Annotated in this window: 18 protein-coding genes; 17 read left to right on the top strand and 1 reads right to left on the bottom strand. The window is 47.3% G+C overall.

Translation table 11 applies throughout. From position 1 onward, the window contains the following. Positions 1-6 precede the first annotated feature (6 nt). The 13 genes from trmD (at position 7) to SPSPH_RS08440 (ending at position 10240) form a co-directional block, all read left to right on the top strand. Entirely contained in the window at positions 7-753 is a 747-nt protein-coding gene (gene trmD, locus SPSPH_RS08380) for a tRNA (guanosine(37)-N1)-methyltransferase TrmD (RefSeq protein WP_075754995.1), read from the top strand. Positions 754-755: 2 nt separating this feature from the next. After that, the gene (locus tag SPSPH_RS08385; protein ID WP_075754997.1) at positions 756-1328 is read left to right on the top strand and encodes an RNA methyltransferase; all 573 of its coding nucleotides are present in this window, start codon (positions 756-758) and stop codon (positions 1326-1328) included. A gap of 229 nt (positions 1329-1557) precedes the next feature. Next, positions 1558-1899, top strand: a complete 342-nt coding sequence (rplS, locus tag SPSPH_RS08390; RefSeq protein WP_075754999.1) for a 50S ribosomal protein L19 — start codon at positions 1558-1560, stop codon at positions 1897-1899. Between the two features lie 90 nt (positions 1900-1989). After that, positions 1990-2517, top strand: coding sequence for a signal peptidase I (gene lepB, locus SPSPH_RS08395; RefSeq protein WP_075755001.1), 528 nt, complete (start codon positions 1990-1992; stop codon positions 2515-2517). A gap of 83 nt (positions 2518-2600) precedes the next feature. Continuing rightward, positions 2601-3452 carry a ribosome biogenesis GTPase YlqF gene (gene ylqF, locus SPSPH_RS08400; RefSeq protein WP_075755003.1) on the top strand — a complete coding sequence of 284 codons (852 nt, stop codon included), beginning with the start codon at positions 2601-2603 and terminating at the stop codon, positions 3450-3452. A 304-nt stretch (positions 3453-3756) separates the two neighbouring features. Beyond that, positions 3757-4503 (top strand): type I methionyl aminopeptidase, encoded by a 747-nt coding sequence (map, locus tag SPSPH_RS08405; protein ID WP_075755005.1) that lies wholly within the window; start codon positions 3757-3759, stop codon positions 4501-4503. A 196-nt stretch (positions 4504-4699) separates the two neighbouring features. Then, a complete protein-coding gene (locus SPSPH_RS08410) occupies positions 4700-5491 on the top strand; it encodes a ribonuclease HII (RefSeq protein ID WP_181382905.1) in 792 nt (263 codons plus the stop codon). Positions 5492-5519: 28 nt separating this feature from the next. Beyond that, on the top strand, positions 5520-5810 hold the full coding sequence (locus SPSPH_RS08415; RefSeq protein WP_075755007.1) for an EscU/YscU/HrcU family type III secretion system export apparatus switch protein: 291 nt from the start codon (positions 5520-5522) through the stop codon (positions 5808-5810). A gap of 19 nt (positions 5811-5829) precedes the next feature. Further along, positions 5830-6186, top strand: coding sequence for a YraN family protein (locus tag SPSPH_RS08420; protein ID WP_075755008.1), 357 nt, complete (start codon positions 5830-5832; stop codon positions 6184-6186). Between the two features lie 181 nt (positions 6187-6367). Next, positions 6368-7897 carry a YifB family Mg chelatase-like AAA ATPase gene (locus tag SPSPH_RS08425; RefSeq protein WP_075755010.1) on the top strand — a complete coding sequence of 510 codons (1530 nt, stop codon included), beginning with the start codon at positions 6368-6370 and terminating at the stop codon, positions 7895-7897. A gap of 122 nt (positions 7898-8019) precedes the next feature. Beyond that, complete coding sequence (locus tag SPSPH_RS08430) at positions 8020-8574, top strand: LemA family protein (protein WP_075755012.1); 555 nt, start codon at positions 8020-8022, stop codon at positions 8572-8574. 23 nt (positions 8575-8597) lie between these two features. Further along, on the top strand, positions 8598-9356 hold the full coding sequence (locus SPSPH_RS08435) for a TPM domain-containing protein (protein WP_075755014.1): 759 nt from the start codon (positions 8598-8600) through the stop codon (positions 9354-9356). Positions 9357-9400: 44 nt separating this feature from the next. Beyond that, complete coding sequence (locus SPSPH_RS08440; RefSeq protein WP_269147931.1) at positions 9401-10240, top strand: methyl-accepting chemotaxis protein; 840 nt, start codon at positions 9401-9403, stop codon at positions 10238-10240. A gap of 131 nt (positions 10241-10371) precedes the next feature. On the opposite strand, the gene SPSPH_RS08445 is transcribed toward SPSPH_RS08440, so the two are convergent. Continuing rightward, a complete protein-coding gene (locus SPSPH_RS08445) occupies positions 10372-11424 on the bottom strand; it encodes a nicotinate phosphoribosyltransferase (protein WP_075755018.1) in 1053 nt (350 codons plus the stop codon). 123 nt (positions 11425-11547) lie between these two features. Here SPSPH_RS08445 and folP point away from each other — a divergent pair, with 123 nt between their 5' ends. Genes folP through SPSPH_RS08465 form a run of 4 tightly spaced genes read left to right on the top strand, consistent with a single transcriptional unit; the run spans position 11548 to position 14771 of the window. Then, complete coding sequence (folP, locus tag SPSPH_RS08450; protein WP_075755020.1) at positions 11548-12753, top strand: dihydropteroate synthase; 1206 nt, start codon at positions 11548-11550, stop codon at positions 12751-12753. A gap of 11 nt (positions 12754-12764) precedes the next feature. Further along, positions 12765-13133: a dihydroneopterin aldolase gene (folB, locus tag SPSPH_RS08455; protein ID WP_075755022.1), complete on the top strand. Its 369-nt coding sequence runs from the start codon at positions 12765-12767 to the stop codon at positions 13131-13133. Beyond that, positions 13130-13651 carry a 2-amino-4-hydroxy-6-hydroxymethyldihydropteridine diphosphokinase gene (gene folK / locus SPSPH_RS08460; protein ID WP_075755024.1) on the top strand — a complete coding sequence of 174 codons (522 nt, stop codon included), beginning with the start codon at positions 13130-13132 and terminating at the stop codon, positions 13649-13651. Before folB ends, folK begins: the two co-directional genes overlap by 4 nt. Beyond that, positions 13644-14771, top strand: coding sequence for an MGDG synthase family glycosyltransferase (locus tag SPSPH_RS08465; protein WP_075755026.1), 1128 nt, complete (start codon positions 13644-13646; stop codon positions 14769-14771). The genes folK and SPSPH_RS08465 overlap by 8 nt, the downstream gene beginning before the upstream one ends. The last annotated feature ends 117 nt before the right edge of the window (positions 14772-14888 follow it).

Genomic DNA, 14888 nt, shown 5'->3' on the forward strand with positions numbered 1-14888 from the left:
GGTTTTATGCGTATTGATATTATTTCGTTATTTCCCGATATGTTTGCCGGTCCACTAGGGCACAGCATCCTCAAACGGGCACAGGATAGCGGACATATCGCTGTTCATGTAACCAATCCCCGAGATTTTACTTATGATAAGCATCATATTGCCGACGACTATCCTTTTGGCGGTGGTTCGGGTATGGTTATGAAACCGGAACCGATATTCCGGGCAGTGGAAAACGTAGTATGTACAGCTAAGCTTACGCGCCGGCGGATTGTGCTGATGTGTCCGGGCGGACAAGTTTTTGATCAGGCTAAAGCCAGGGAACTGGCCGGCTATGAGCAGTTAATCCTTGTCTGTGGCCACTATGAAGGTATTGATGACCGGATACGCCAGTATGTGGTTGACGAGGCTGTTTCCATCGGTGATTATGTGCTGACAGGCGGGGAATTGCCTGCGATGGTCATTACCGATGCGGTTGCGCGGATGCTTCCAGGGGTACTTGGCGCCGATGATGGCGCGCAGCAGGATTCCTTTTATAACGGTCTGCTCGAATATCCGCAATATACGCGCCCGCGTCAGTTCAATGGCTGGGAAGTGCCGGAGGTGCTGCTCTCAGGCGATCATGCTAAAATTGAAAGATGGCGGCGGAAAGAGTCGCTGCGGACAACGCTTTTGCGCCGGCCGGATTTGCTGGCCGGGATGGAGCTAAGTCCTCTTGACCATAAGCTGTTGGAAGAAATAAAGACTGAGCAGGCTGGAGGCTGATTATGGCATTGCCTGTATATATTGGCTTGGTGCATCATCCTATTTACAATAAAAATAATGAGATAGTAACCACCGCCATTACGAATTTTGATATCCATGATATTGCCCGTACCTCCAGGACGTATGATTTGATCAAGTATTTTATCATTCATCCTCATGACAGCCAGAAAGCTTTGGCCGAAGAAATTATCGGCTACTGGCAGGAGGGCTACGGCGGGCAGTATAATCCTGACCGCAAAGAGGCCTTAAGCATCGTGGAAGTTATTCCTGATATTGCGGCAGCTGTCGAGTATGTTGCGGACAGGGAAGGTGTACGCCCTATGATTGTTACCACCGACGCCCGTAAGTATGAAAATACAGTCTCCTATAGGAGACTGCGGCAGGAGATAGCAGCCGGCAGACCCTGCCTGCTGCTGTTTGGAACAGGTTGGGGTATGGAGAATTCAGTAATGAAGCAGTTTGATTATATATTAGAACCGATTTACGGACCGGGAACCTATAACCATCTGCCTGTGCGTGCGGCAGTTGCCATTATCCTTGACCGGTTGCTGGGCGAATCTTGGTGGGCTGAGTGAACTTGTCCAGCTAAAGCTGGACATCGGAGATTCAGATGGGGATTCTACCCCCGCCTGAATCTAGAAAGAGTAACTCCACTTTATAAAAGGTGGAGTACTGTGATACATTATCCAAACTTTTGCAATCGGTTAGTTGAGTTGCCGGATAATATGTGTTATAATACATTTTGTGTAATACGGACGGTCCTCTGCGCACTGGTATGAACGTCTGATATAAGGAGGAAATAAAATGAATATTATTCAGATTTTAGAACAAGAACAATTGCGGCAAGACATCCCGTCTTTCAAGGCAGGCGACACTGTGCGTGTACACGTAAAAGTTGTCGAGGGCAGCCGTGAACGTATTCAGGTTTTCGAAGGTGTAGTAATCAACCGCCAAGGGGGCGGTGTGCGGGAAACTTTTACTGTAAGACGCATATCTTATAATGTAGGTGTAGAGCGTACTTTCCCGGTACATTCTCCGCGTATTGAAAAAATCGAAGTAATGCGCCGCGGTATTGTCCGCAGAGCCAAGCTTTACTATCTGCGCAACCTTACTGGTAAGGCCGCCCGTATTAGAGAAAAACGCTAAATCGACAGGTACTCAGGGACTGATTTCAGTCCCTTTTCTTCATATCACCCCTGAATGTAAGGTATCCCCTATTGCGGAAGGAGTAAGACTGTGAGTACTACCAATCTGGGTGAAGAAATAAAAGACTGGGTTATATCGATTCTGATAGCTATCGTTTTGGCTTTTTTTATCCGGTATTTTATTGTTGAATTATACATGGTCGAGGGACCGTCTATGCGGCCCACGCTGGTTAATGGCGAACGACTGGTTGTTAATAAATTTATTTATCGGTTTAAGGCACCCGAACGGGGCGAAATATTAGTTTTTCGTTATCCCCGTGATCCGAGCCGCGACTTTATTAAGCGGGTAATCGGCGTGGCAGGGGATACTGTTGAAATTAAAGACAGCAGGGTTCTCCTTAATGGACAACTATTAAACGAGCCATATATATTAGAGCGTACCCGGGGGTCGTATCCGGCAGTTACCGTGCCGGAAGGGCACATTTATGTAATGGGCGATAATCGCAACAATTCCGAAGACAGCCGCTTTAAAGACGTTGGTTTTGTGCCGTTAGAGCTTATCAAAGGCAAAGCCATTACTGTTTTTTGGCCGCTTGATCACATAAAAACCTTGCCCTAGTATCTTGTAAGCTCTAAAACGGTAGAATAATGGTGAGGCTATTTTAATATCATTTATGTTTCTTAGGTGAGGAGTGTGATGTAATGCACATTCATTGGTTTCCCGGCCATATGGCCAAAGCCCAGCGGATGATTACCAAACAACTCAGTCTTATTGATGTTGTGATCGAACTGCTGGATGCGCGTATTCCCATAAGCAGTGCTAATCCCATGATTGCCGAAATTGCTGGCGACAAACCCAGGGTAGTGGCGCTTAATAAGGCCGACTTGGCCGAAACGGCGCAAACAATACTCTGGATTAATCATTTCCGCAGTCAGGGCTTAACAACCGTAAGTATCGATGCCGCCAGCGGCAAGGGTATGAAAGAACTGGTCAACAAAGTAGAGCAGGAGGCTAGCGAAAAAATTGCTAAGCTGACTGCTAAAGGGATAAAAGGTCGGCCGGTAAGAGCCATGATTCTCGGTATCCCCAATGTTGGCAAATCCTCGCTCATCAACAGACTGTTAGGTACGGCAACGGCCAAAACCGGCGACAGGCCTGGTGTAACACGGGGGCAGCAGTGGCTAAAAGTTGGCAAAAACCTCGAATTGTTAGACACTCCCGGCGTATTATGGCCGAAGATGGATGACCAGGAAGTAGCTTTTAAACTGGCTGCTACCGGTGCGATTAAAGATGACATATATGATATGGAAAAAGTCATCCTCCGGCTTCTGGAAATATTGCGGGATAACTATAGCAGCCGCTTATGCGAGCGGTATAAATTAACGCAGGAACTGCTGCCCGAAGATGCCGCTGAGCTGTTAGCACTCATCGGAGCCAAGCGGGGCTGCTTACGCAGCGGCGGTGTGGTAGATGAAGAAAAAGCCAGAAGAATTATTCTGACCGATTTCCGTTCCGGCAAGCTGGGGCAGTTTACCCTTGACAGTCCCAAATGACCAACACAAAGAAAATATACCTTTTACGGTGAGCAGGAACGGCTAAACAATATGTTGGCCGTTCTATTATTTCAATATCCCTGATCATTTTCCTGTTGACGGCAAGCATAAGCAGCAAAAAGGAACTGCTTGTTCTCAAGTAAAGTGGAGCGCCATTCCGTTATATTAGCAGGGTTTGGCGGGAGCAGGTGGAATAGCAATTAAATAATAAGACAACAGGGAAATCTATAAAAGTCCACATAGCGAAAACATGCTTTAATATCGGCAGTTTGCTTTAGGCATGCTGTGCGAAAGGAGAATCTAAATGATTATATTCAAATCAGACAGAGAGATTCAAATTATGAGAGAGGCCGGTAGGATTGTGGCTCAGTGTCATGCTGCTTTAAAAGAACATATTCAACCGGGAATTACTACTAAGGAATTGGACCGAATTGCTGAAACTTTTATTCAACAAACGGGAGCAACCCCTAGCTTCAAAGGGCATCATGGATTTCCGGCGTGTATTTGTACATCAATCAATGATATTATTTGTCATGGAATACCGGATCAGACGGAGTTAAAAGCCGGTGATGTCATTACAATTGATATCGGCGTTAAGTTAAATGGATATCATGGCGATTCAGGCTGGTCTTATGCTGTTGGGCAGGTAAGGCCGGAAATAGAGCAATTGATGAAGATCACAAAAGAATGCCTGGATTTGGGCATTCAACAGGCCAGGCCAGGGAAGCGGATCGGCGATATTGGCGCTGCTATTCAAACTTATGCCGAAGGGTATCAATATGGCGTTGTTCGTGAATTTTGTGGTCACGGCATCGGACGGGATTTGTGGGAAGAACCGGAGATTCCTCATTATGGACGGGCTGGCAGAGGTCCGTTAATTAAGCCGGGAATGGTAATTGCCATTGAACCGATGATTACAAATGGCGGATGGCAGGCGCAAATTGATAAAGATGGATGGACGGCGCGGACTGTTGACCATTCTATTTGCATTCAATATGAACACACTATTGCCGTATTGGAGGATGAGACTATTATTTTAACGCAGCTGTAAAATACCTATATTCCAAGTTGTTAGTGGTAATAATGCTCTTGATTACTAAACCTCTGTTGAGCCACCCCTGGCGGCAGGAGATGCAAGAACGGCCGAACAATTTTGGCCGTTCTATTATTCTTGCCTTAAACAGGCAGGATTTGTAAGTTGAATCAAGAATATGTAAAAATATATAATAAGTTTTGGGGGACTGGTTTTGGATACAGCACAGATGACGGTGGCACAAATAACTTCATTATTAGCAAAAGAAGATATTTCCCTACATATAATAGATGCATTAAAACAGGATGCCCGGGTATCGGTGCAGCGGCTTGCAGATAAATGGGAATCCCGGCGGCAAAGGGAACTGCAGGAAAAAGCGCGCATTAGCGCATTATACAAACATGAACGGCAGTTGCAAAGTGCGGGCTATAGTTTAGTTGCCGGTATTGACGAAGCCGGCAGGGGGCCTTTAGCAGGGCCGGTAGTCATTGCCGGTGTGATTTTACCACCTGATTGTTATCTGCCAGGGTTAAATGATTCGAAAAAACTTTCAGCCGCGCAGCGGGAAAAACTATATGAGGATATTAACCGGGTTGCCAGCGCGGTGAACCGCTGTATCATTAGTGTGGAAACAATTGATGAGCTTAATATCTATCAAGCTACCGTGAGCGGCATGTACCAAGTCATTGAAAACATGTTGCCATCACCGCAGGCAGTATTGATAGATGCGGTACCGTTATCACTTACGATGCTCTCACGGTCAATTATTGGCGGAGATCAGGTCAGTGCTTCCATTGCGGCGGCTTCCATCATTGCTAAAGTAGAGCGGGATCACATCATGAACCAGCTTGATAGCCAATACCCCATGTATGGGTTTAGTCGCAATAAAGGCTATGGTACGCAAGAACATATGGATGCGCTGGAAAAATACGGGCCATGCAGGCATCATCGCCAAAGCTTTGCACCGGTTAGGGCTGTTGGACTACCGGCTAATCGCGTAGGGTAATTATATTTGCCGCGGAGGAGATACTACTTTGCCAGAGCAAGAGCGTGACAAAATAACCCAGGCAGTTGCACTGCAATATGATGAACTGGAAAATAAAGCACCGCGGGTAATCGCAAAAGGTGCAGGCTTTGTTGCCGGCAAGATTTTAAGCTCGGCCCAAGAACATGGAATTCCGGTATATCAGAACAAAACACTTACAGGCATGCTTATGGCTGTTGAACTGGACAGGGAAATACCGCCTGAGCTGTATCAGGCTGTTGCTGAAGTTTTGGCATATATTTACCGTTTGGACCAGCAAATAGGCAAGCAGCGTAAGTGACAGGCCGGCGGAGGATGTTATGAACCATATTGACGTTGGCAACAAAGGTGAACAGTCTGCTGCAAGCTATCTGGGCAGGCTTGGGTATAAAATTATTGCTACCAAATACCGGGCAAAAACCGGTGAAATCGATATTATTGCCAAAGATAAAGAGTGCCTGGTTTTTGTCGAGGTCAAGACCAGACGCTCAGTTGCTTATGGGTTTCCGGCTGAGGCCGTCAATGTGAGGAAACAGCAAAAAATAATAAATACGGCACTGTGTTTTCTCAACCAGCGCGGGCTTTCTGATGCCGCTTGCCGTTTCGATATTCTGGAAGTGTATTTATCTCAGGATTCTATTCGCTGCAATCACATAATAAATGCTTTTGGCAGTTAATTTACTGTGGGGGTAACTAGTACCTCATCTTTCTTAAAACCGATGGAATAGGTTGCGCAGATTTTTTCGCAATGCAAGGCGGAGGAGCCGCGCATATCGGGAATATGTAAGGCGACGACAACGAAGCAGTGCGGGAAAAGATGCGCAAAATATCCTTGGTTTTGAGGGAGATGAGGTACTAGTGTTTGCACAAACTTTCGGCTCTACGACCTTAGGCTTACATGGGGTGCTGATAACTGTTGAAGTGGATATTGCCAATGGCATTCCCGGTCTTGATATTGTAGGTTTGCCTGATACGGCTGTACGTGAATCCCGTGAACGGGTACGGGCAGCCATCAAGAATAGCGGCTTTGAGTTTCCGTCCCGCCGTATTACTGTTAATTTGGCACCTGCCGATATCAAGAAGGACAGCTCAGGACTGGACTTACCCATTGCGGTAGGCATATTGGCGGCAAGTGGCCAGATTAACCCTGCCAATTGCCGGAATCAGGTATTTGCGGCAGAGCTGTCTTTAGACGGAAGGCTGCGGGCTATATCCGGGATATTATCGATGGCGGCTAACTGCCGGAGTAATACTATCGAGGAAATGATTGTCGCGCCGGAAAACGCTCAGGAAGCATTGCTTGCCGGAGATTTAACCGTATATGCCCCGGAAACGCTGGACGGGGTTGTTAAACATCTTGCTGGTGAGACAGTACTGTTCCCGGCAATTTCCCGGCTGCCGGCAAGCCAGGCTGTTGATTCGGCACTTGATTTTGCTGATGTACAAGGCCAGGTTGTTGCCAAGCGGGCCCTTGAAATTGCCGCTGCCGGCTTTCATAATGTTATAATGTCGGGGCCGCCGGGTTCGGGCAAAACCATGCTGGCCAGACGGCTTCCTTCAATACTGCCTGCCATGACCCCCCAGGAAGCGCTTGAAGTTACCAAAATTTACAGTGTGGCCGGAATGCTGAAAAACAATATGGGGCTGGTTACTGAGCGCCCTTTCCGCAGTCCGCATCATACTGTTTCCACCGCCGGTATGATTGGCGGCGGCAGTATACCGAGGCCGGGTGAAGTCACCCTGAGCCATAATGGCGTCCTATTCCTGGATGAATTGCCTGAGTTTCCGCGGACGGTGCTTGAAGTCCTGCGTCAACCGCTTGAAGATGGGGAAGTTACCATTTCGCGGGTTAATGCTACATTATCCTATCCGGCAAAAATAATGCTTATTGCCGCACTCAATCCCTGTCCCTGCGGCTTTAGCTCGGATCCGGTTCAGGAATGTTCGTGTACACCGGCCGATATTCGCCGTTATCAGAAGAGAATCTCAGGGCCGCTGCTTGATCGGCTGGACATAATAATCCATGTGCCGCGTCTGGAATATAACGATCTGGTCAAAGATAGTCCGCAGGAGTCATCGGTTACTATCCGGCAGCGGGTAGAAGCCGCCAGATGGATTCAAGAGGAACGTCTCAAAAGTATCGGACTTTATGCAAATGCTCAAATGCAGCACAAGCATATTAAAACCTTATGTCAGCTTATGCCTGATGCGAGAAACCTGCTAAAGCAGGCTTTTGCCAGAATGAATCTCAGTGCTCGCGGCTATGACCGGATCATAAAAGTAGCTCAGACCATTGCCGATTTACAGCAGTCAGCCCGGATTTCGGCAGAGCATATTGCGGAAGCCATTCAATTTCGCAGTGACTTTCAATTTATTTCCAGGAAATAAATTGAATTAAACAAAATATCTCGCAGTCCGCTTTTGTCAACACACCATCTGCCTGCAAGAAATTTAACGCGTTGTATATAGATATAATAAACAGGAGACTGTAAAGCTAAAAGGAGGTTTTTATGAATAAGTCGGTATGGATTATTATCGCCATTGTCGGAGCGCTCCTGGTCAGCGCCATGTTTAGTTACAATACCCTGGTTGGCATGAATGAAAATGTTACCGGCAAGTGGAGTCAGATTGAGAACCAGCTGCAACGCCGGGGCGACTTGATTCCTAACCTGGTTAATACGGTAAAAGGTTACGCCGCGCATGAACAACAAGCCATTCAGTCTGTTGCCGATGCGCGTGCCAAGTTGGCCGGCGCCCAAGGGCCGGCGGGCAAAGCGGCAGCCGATGGTGAACTTAGTTCTGCTCTCAGCAGACTCCTGATGGTGGCGGAAAATTACCCCAACCTTAAGGCTGATGCTAATTTCCGGGCGCTGATGGATGAACTTAGCGGAACAGAAAATCGCATTGCCGTAGCGCGTAAAGACTATAATGACGCGGTGCAAGTCTATAATGTAAAAATACGTTCACTGCCGACAAGCTTATTTGCCGGGATGATGGGCTTTGGGCCTAAAGAATACTTTACAGCAGAAGAAAGTGCTAAACAAGTTCCCCAGGTTAACTTTTAAATTGCCAGGCGGGGGGATGGCTTATGAATAAAAGGCTGGCTTGGCTGACGTTAATCGCATGCTTATCCTTATTGATGATATCTGCTGTTTGGGCTCAGCCAAAAATTCCACCAACACCAACGCAGAGCATATATGTTCAAGACCACGCCGGCGTACTGGATGCGGCAACAAAGAGTAAAATTAACAGCTTGGGCACTAAGCTGGCAGCTAAGACCAAAGCGCAAATTGTAGTATTGACGGTAAAATCACTGGAAGGGGCATCCTTGGAAGAATATGCCTTAGCTGTACTTAGGCACTGGGGGATCGGGGATAAAGCGCTAAACAACGGTGTCCTGATGCTGGTGGCTGTAAATGACCGGCAGTCGCGGATTGAGGTAGGCTATGGACTGGAAGGGGCACTCAATGACGCTAAAACCGGTATGATACAAGATAGTTACATGATACCTTATTTTAGTACCGGTGATTATAATCAGGGAATTTGGAACGGTTATCAGGCCTTGGTAAGTATTACCGCCGCCGAGTATAAGACAGACATCAGTACCGATGCAAAAGCCGTAAAAACACAGTCTGTGCAAGAGCAATCCTGGTGGGATACTTTGCCTTGGTGGGCTCAACTGGCAATTGCCGCCGGAATGCTAGGCCTATTTATTATTGACTGGGTATTTTTTGGGGGCAGCATTACCTACCTTATTCTCTCCCTGCTGCGATCCCGTGGCGGCGGTGGCGGTGGCGGCTATGGCGGGGGTTCGGGCGGCGGCGGCGGGTCAAGCCGCAGATGGTAAGGAATATAATATTCCACAGCATTCAGTGAGAAAAGGAAGGGGTTATGATGGCAGAAGTTTCACTGTTGGAGTGCTTTACCCGGGTGGCAAAATACATTCCTCAGCTAGTCAATGGTAAAGTCGGCATGGTGGTGAGTGACCGGAACAAATGGCTGGTATCTTATTCGATTCCTGAGCTGGAAGGGCAAGTGGTTGTCGGAGAACCGCTCAAGCCAGGCTCTGCTGCTCATCAAGCCATACAGCGGCGGCAGCGGGTCGTTACGGCAGTTGGCAGTGAAGTCTATGGTATTCCCTATGTTGCCGTCAGTCTGCCGGTTATGAATGAGCAGGGAGAAGTCATTGGCGCTGTAGCTATCCATGAATCACTGGAGCGTCAAACCATGCTGGAAACTGCCGCAAAGCAACTTTCTGATTCTGCGGTTGAGATGTCTTCAGCCATTCAAGCCGTTTTGGCTCAGGCAGAAGAACTGGCTGCTAGCAGCCGGTTTCTCAAAGACCTTTCAGTTGCCGCCAACAAACAGGTAACCGATACTGATGCAGTTGTCGGGTTTATTAAAAACGTAGCCAGTCAGACTAATCTTCTGGGACTCAATGCTGCTATTGAAGCTGCCAGAGTTGGCGAAATGGGAAAAGGTTTTGGCGTGGTAGCGGAAGAAGTGCGCAAACTGGCTGCCAATAGTGCCGGTTCAGCCACGCAAATTACCAGTATTCTGGATAATATCAAACAGTCTATTGAAAAAATCACCGGCGAGATTGAGCAGGTTGATTCTGTTACCGAACATCAGGCAAAAACCATCCAGAATCTGACAGCCCACAGCCAAATGCTGATGGCAATGTCGGAACAGCTTGCCGGGCTGGCTTCCACTGTAAATCATAAAAAATAAATATGCCTGAAAAGCCGACTACCTCCGTAAATACTCCCCTATGCGGCAAACGGAGGGGTAGTGCGGTTAAGTGGCGGACAAAAAAAGGGGTTGTGGCAACTTGATTTCAAGTTATCCACAACCCTTTTTTACTATTCCACCAATGTCAGTCGAGGGTTTGGCCGGTAGCTGCGGCCCACTTTGGAACAAGGCTTGTCATCGACCATAACAATATCGGCGGTAAAGTTGATATTGTCATTAAACAAACTGCTGCCTACCGCATAAATGTCTACAGGTACGCCGGCGGTTTCAAACTGGCGGATGCGTTCAGCATTGAAGCCGCCGGAAACCATGATTTTTACATGGTTAAAGCCTTCTGCATCCAATGCCTGGCGGACATTCAGCACCAATTGCGCGCAGACACCGGTAGGTTTAAAAGTACTCATCTGGGGGATGACAGATACGTCGACAAGATTATCGGCAGTATCGAGGCGGACTGCCCATAACGCATCGCCTAATTCTCTGGCCACTGCCAGGGATGTAGCAACACAGTCGTTAGAAAAATCAACAAGGGCCACCCGGTTTATCCGTTGATCAACATACCGGTCAAAGGCTTTGGTGGCTTTGACGGTATCGCCACCATATGTGGCGATGAGGGCATGGGGAATGGTGCCCAGTGCTTCGGCGCCCCAAAGAGCACCATTGGCCGGAGTGGATACTCCGTGAACGCCGCCAATATGGGCCGCATAACCATCAGAGGTCTGCACTGCATAATGATCAAAGCGTGACGGGAAAAACAACACCGGCTTGCCATTGACGGCTGCAACTACTTTGCGTACATTGGTCGCAATTTTAGTTTGACGGGATAGTGCACCTAAATAAACGGTTTCCAAATGAGAAAAGTCAGCTAAGTCTCCTTCAATTGTCATAACGGTTTCCCATGGTTCAACCGAATCCCCGTCATGCAGGGCATGAATTGTCAGACTTTCAGGATTATGTGCGCACTTTTTAATTATAGCAATGGCTTCATCTACACCGCACACAACAGCATGCTGACGTTGAAAAACCTGCATGACTACTTTGGGCCGGTGATTGTCTTTGATGAGGATTTCCTGGGTACGCACGAAATAATTGTCACTAAAAAAACCGCTTTTTATTTGCTCAACAGGAAGATTGAAAAGATCAGGCGATAAGCGTTGTTTCATTAAAGGCCTCCTAGATATTGCAAATTGAATAACAAATTTCTAAAATTTGCATAATAATATTTATTCTACATAATTTTATGATACAATAAAATTACATTTTGCCGCAATAGGGGAGGAGCGTTAATGCGATACAATATGCGAATAATTGAAATAAAAAACCAGGAACAAGCCCGGAAGGAACTGGCAAAAGTCAATTGTGATCCTGGCGGTATGGCTATTATGTCCAATAAAGTTGTGCACAAGACAATAAAAGTCGAGCATGTATTAAGTAAAGCTTCGCTTATTTTAAAACAAACTTTTCTTTCTAAAGGCGGCGAGGCAGCGGTTACCAGAGGCGCAGCCGATTTTAGCGATGAGTATACAGATGTATTGTTAAGCGGCAGCTTAAAACACTTTAAGCAAGCCATTCCCCAGCTTAAGGGTCAGCCATGGGGACTGGGGCAATTAGCTAAAGAGTTAGAGGCTATCATCGCCGCCGGTGAAAATTTTCCGCATCGTGCCTATCAGCTGGGACAGCATAGCCTGGCGATTACTCCGGGGAAAACGCTGGTAATGGGGATTTTGAACTTTACGCCTGATTCATTTTCAGATGGCGGCAAGTTTAATACTCTTGACTCGGCCATGCGGCATGCCGAACAAATGCTTAAAGACGGTGCCGACATTATTGATATCGGCGCCGAGTCTACCAGGCCATACGGCTCGCAGAAGATTTCCGCCGAAGAGGAGTTAGACAGGTTAATGCCTGTGCTGGAGAAAATATTAGCCAATTTTAGTGTGCCTGTTTCTGTCGATACTTATAAAGGCAGTGTTGCCAGGGAGGCACTTAAAGCCGGGGCACACATCATTAATGATATCTGGGGACTGCAATTTGATCCGGAAATGGCTAAAGCAGTTGCCGAATATAATGTGCCGGTGGTAGTTATGCATAACCAGGAGGGCACCTATTATGAACGGGACATTATGTCACATCTCCTGGAATTCTTGCGTAAGAGTATCGAAATTGGTATGGCAGCCGGTATTGACGCCAAGAATTTTATTATTGATCCAGGCATTGGCTTTGGCAAAGGGCTGCCGGAAAACCTGGCCGTGCTGGCACGGCTGGAAGAATTGAATTCACTGGGCTGCCCGGTATTGCTCGGCACTTCACGCAAAAAGTTTATCGGTGAAATTTTGGACGCATTGCCTGATGACCGGGTAGAGGGAACAGGGGCCAGTGTCGTATTGGGAATTATCAAGGGTGCGGCACATATTGTCCGGGTGCATGATGTAAAAGCTATAGCCCGCATGGCCCGTATGACAGATGTAATGCTAAATGCCAAATATCAATAGGGGGAGTAGCAATGAGTCATAAAATATCTTTAAAAAATATGGTATTTTACGGTTTCCACGGGGTATATGAGTTTGAGAGGGAATTGGGACAGCGTTTTTATGTAGATCTTGATATGAAAGCCGATTTAAGGCAAGCCGGCGTAAATGACAGGCTTGAAGAAACCATAGATTATGTTTCTGTATATAACCAGACTAAAGAAATAGTGGAAAATCATCGGTTCCAATTACTGGAGGCGTTATCCTACCACATTGCCGGGGAGGTTTTGCGCTTGCATCCTCTGGTCGAGGAAGTTACCGTCAGGGTACGCAAACCATCGGTGCCCATTGCCGCTGCTCTTGATTGTGTGGAAGTGGAAGCTGTCCGGAGACGTGGCGAATGATTTTTTTAGGTTTGGGCTCTAATATAAGCAACAATACTACCAGAGAAGATAATATTGCAACCGCTATCAACCTGCTGGACGAGCATGCGCGCATTACCGTGACAAAAGTATCCTCACTTTATGAGACTGAACCGGTAGGACTGAAGGAGCAGCCAAGCTTTCTGAATGCGGTAATTGCCATTGATACTGATTTACCGCCGCTGGAATTACTTGCCGTTTGTCTTGCTGCTGAGCAAAAAATGGGAAGAGTCCGCGAGGTTCGATGGGGACCGCGTAATATTGATGTTGATCTTTTAGCATATCATAATGTGGAAATGGCCCTTCAGGCACTTGAACTACCGCATCCCCGGATGCCTGACAGAAGGTTTGTATTGATTCCATTAGCCGAGATTGCCGGCAATGTACCTATATTTAAGGGACAAACAGCGCAGGAATTGCTGGCTGTCAGTCCGGACGACAGTCAGGTTACCTTGTATGGCCGGCTCTCGGTGTCCAGGCAGGGGAACGGCATTGGCTGACAATAAGGTTCTGTTTATGAGCGCGCCGGTCGGTGCCGGGCATATCCGGGCGGCACAAGCAGTCAGTCAGATGCTCAAAATGACTGACACTGCCTGCCAGACTGAACTTTGCAACGTGTTTGATTTTTTTCATCCAAGTATTGGACAGGCAATACTCAAAAGCTATTTAAAAATACTGGATATATTTCCGCAGGCTTACGCCGCCATGTATAGCTGGGGTAATCAAAGCCGGTTGGCTTTGATGGGGCGGGACTTGGTCAGCCGGTTTCTTGCCAGGCGCATGGAGGAGTATATCAGAAGTTTTCAGCCATCGGTCATTGTGTGTACCCACGCTACCCCGGCGGGGCTGGTGGCCTGGTGTAAAAAGCACGGCTTGCTCACAGTTCCGGCAGTAGCCATTGTCACAGATTTTGTTACCCACCGGCTATGGGTTTATCCGGAGTTGGACCATTATTTTGTGGCCCATGCCGGCATGGTGGAGTACTTAGGTCAATACGGGGTTGCGCAGGAAGCTGTTACTGTCACCGGCATTCCGGTAAGTCTGGCGTTTAGCCAACCGGGTGACAGGAGTCAAATACTCAACAAGCTTACGCTTGCTCCGGACAGGAAAACCATCCTGATTATGGGAGGCGGGGCCGGCGTCCTGCCGATGGACAGCATTCTGGATATGTGTATGGAAATTGATAAACCGTTGCAGTTTATCGCCATTGCCGGCAATAACCGGCAATTGTATCGAAAACTTATGCGTTTTGCCACAGCAGCCAGGCATCCTGTAAGGGTTTTGGGTTATATTGACAATGTGCATGAAATTATGAGCGCTGCCGACTTATTAATCTCTAAACCCGGCGGTATGAGTGTATCTGAGGCGTTGGCTCTGGGGGTACCGCTTATTATCTACCGGCCAATACCGGGTCAGGAAGAAGCAAATACCCGCTACTTATTAGCCAGGCGGGCAGCGTTTAGGGCTGATTCGCTGCCGGAGTTAAAAACTATTTTGCTGAATTTGATGGCAGGCGAGCATGGCGAGCTTAGCCGGTTACAGCAGCGGGCTGCGGCAGTTGGCTGCCCTGATGCGGCTAAAAATATAGTTAATTTTTTAGTTAATAAGTATTTTTATTAATTAAAAGCTAAAATATTGTAAAAAAATATTTAAATTGGGACTCCTGGCTCTTGACCTTTGGATTTTATCCCAGTTATAATTGCAAGTACTATGACTTACCAGGTGCTTGCTATGTTT

The sequence above is a fragment of the Sporomusa sphaeroides DSM 2875 genome (genome assembly GCF_001941975.2).
GTDB lineage: Bacteria > Bacillota > Negativicutes > Sporomusales > Sporomusaceae > Sporomusa > Sporomusa sphaeroides.

Excerpts from the sequence above, each read along its gene's own strand:
- ylqF (WP_075755003.1), top strand. The coding sequence starts at position 2,601 with ATGCACATTCATTGGTTTCCCGGCCATATGGCCAAAGCCCAGCGGATG.
- rplS (WP_075754999.1), top strand. The coding sequence starts at position 1,558 with ATGAATATTATTCAGATTTTAGAACAAGAACAATTGCGGCAAGACATC.
- map (WP_075755005.1), top strand. The coding sequence starts at position 3,757 with ATGATTATATTCAAATCAGACAGAGAGATTCAAATTATGAGAGAGGCC.
- SPSPH_RS08440 (WP_269147931.1), top strand. The coding sequence starts at position 9,401 with ATGATGGCAGAAGTTTCACTGTTGGAGTGCTTTACCCGGGTGGCAAAA.
- folB (WP_075755022.1), top strand. The coding sequence starts at position 12,765 with ATGAGTCATAAAATATCTTTAAAAAATATGGTATTTTACGGTTTCCAC.
- SPSPH_RS08430 (WP_075755012.1), top strand. The coding sequence starts at position 8,020 with ATGAATAAGTCGGTATGGATTATTATCGCCATTGTCGGAGCGCTCCTG.
- folK (WP_075755024.1), top strand. The coding sequence starts at position 13,130 with ATGATTTTTTTAGGTTTGGGCTCTAATATAAGCAACAATACTACCAGA.
- SPSPH_RS08385 (WP_075754997.1), top strand. The coding sequence starts at position 756 with ATGGCATTGCCTGTATATATTGGCTTGGTGCATCATCCTATTTACAAT.
- folP (WP_075755020.1), top strand. The coding sequence starts at position 11,548 with ATGCGATACAATATGCGAATAATTGAAATAAAAAACCAGGAACAAGCC.
- SPSPH_RS08435 (WP_075755014.1), top strand. The coding sequence starts at position 8,598 with ATGAATAAAAGGCTGGCTTGGCTGACGTTAATCGCATGCTTATCCTTA.
- trmD (WP_075754995.1), top strand. The coding sequence starts at position 7 with ATGCGTATTGATATTATTTCGTTATTTCCCGATATGTTTGCCGGTCCA.
- SPSPH_RS08420 (WP_075755008.1), top strand. The coding sequence starts at position 5,830 with ATGAACCATATTGACGTTGGCAACAAAGGTGAACAGTCTGCTGCAAGC.
- SPSPH_RS08445 (WP_075755018.1), bottom strand. The coding sequence starts at position 11,424 with ATGAAACAACGCTTATCGCCTGATCTTTTCAATCTTCCTGTTGAGCAA.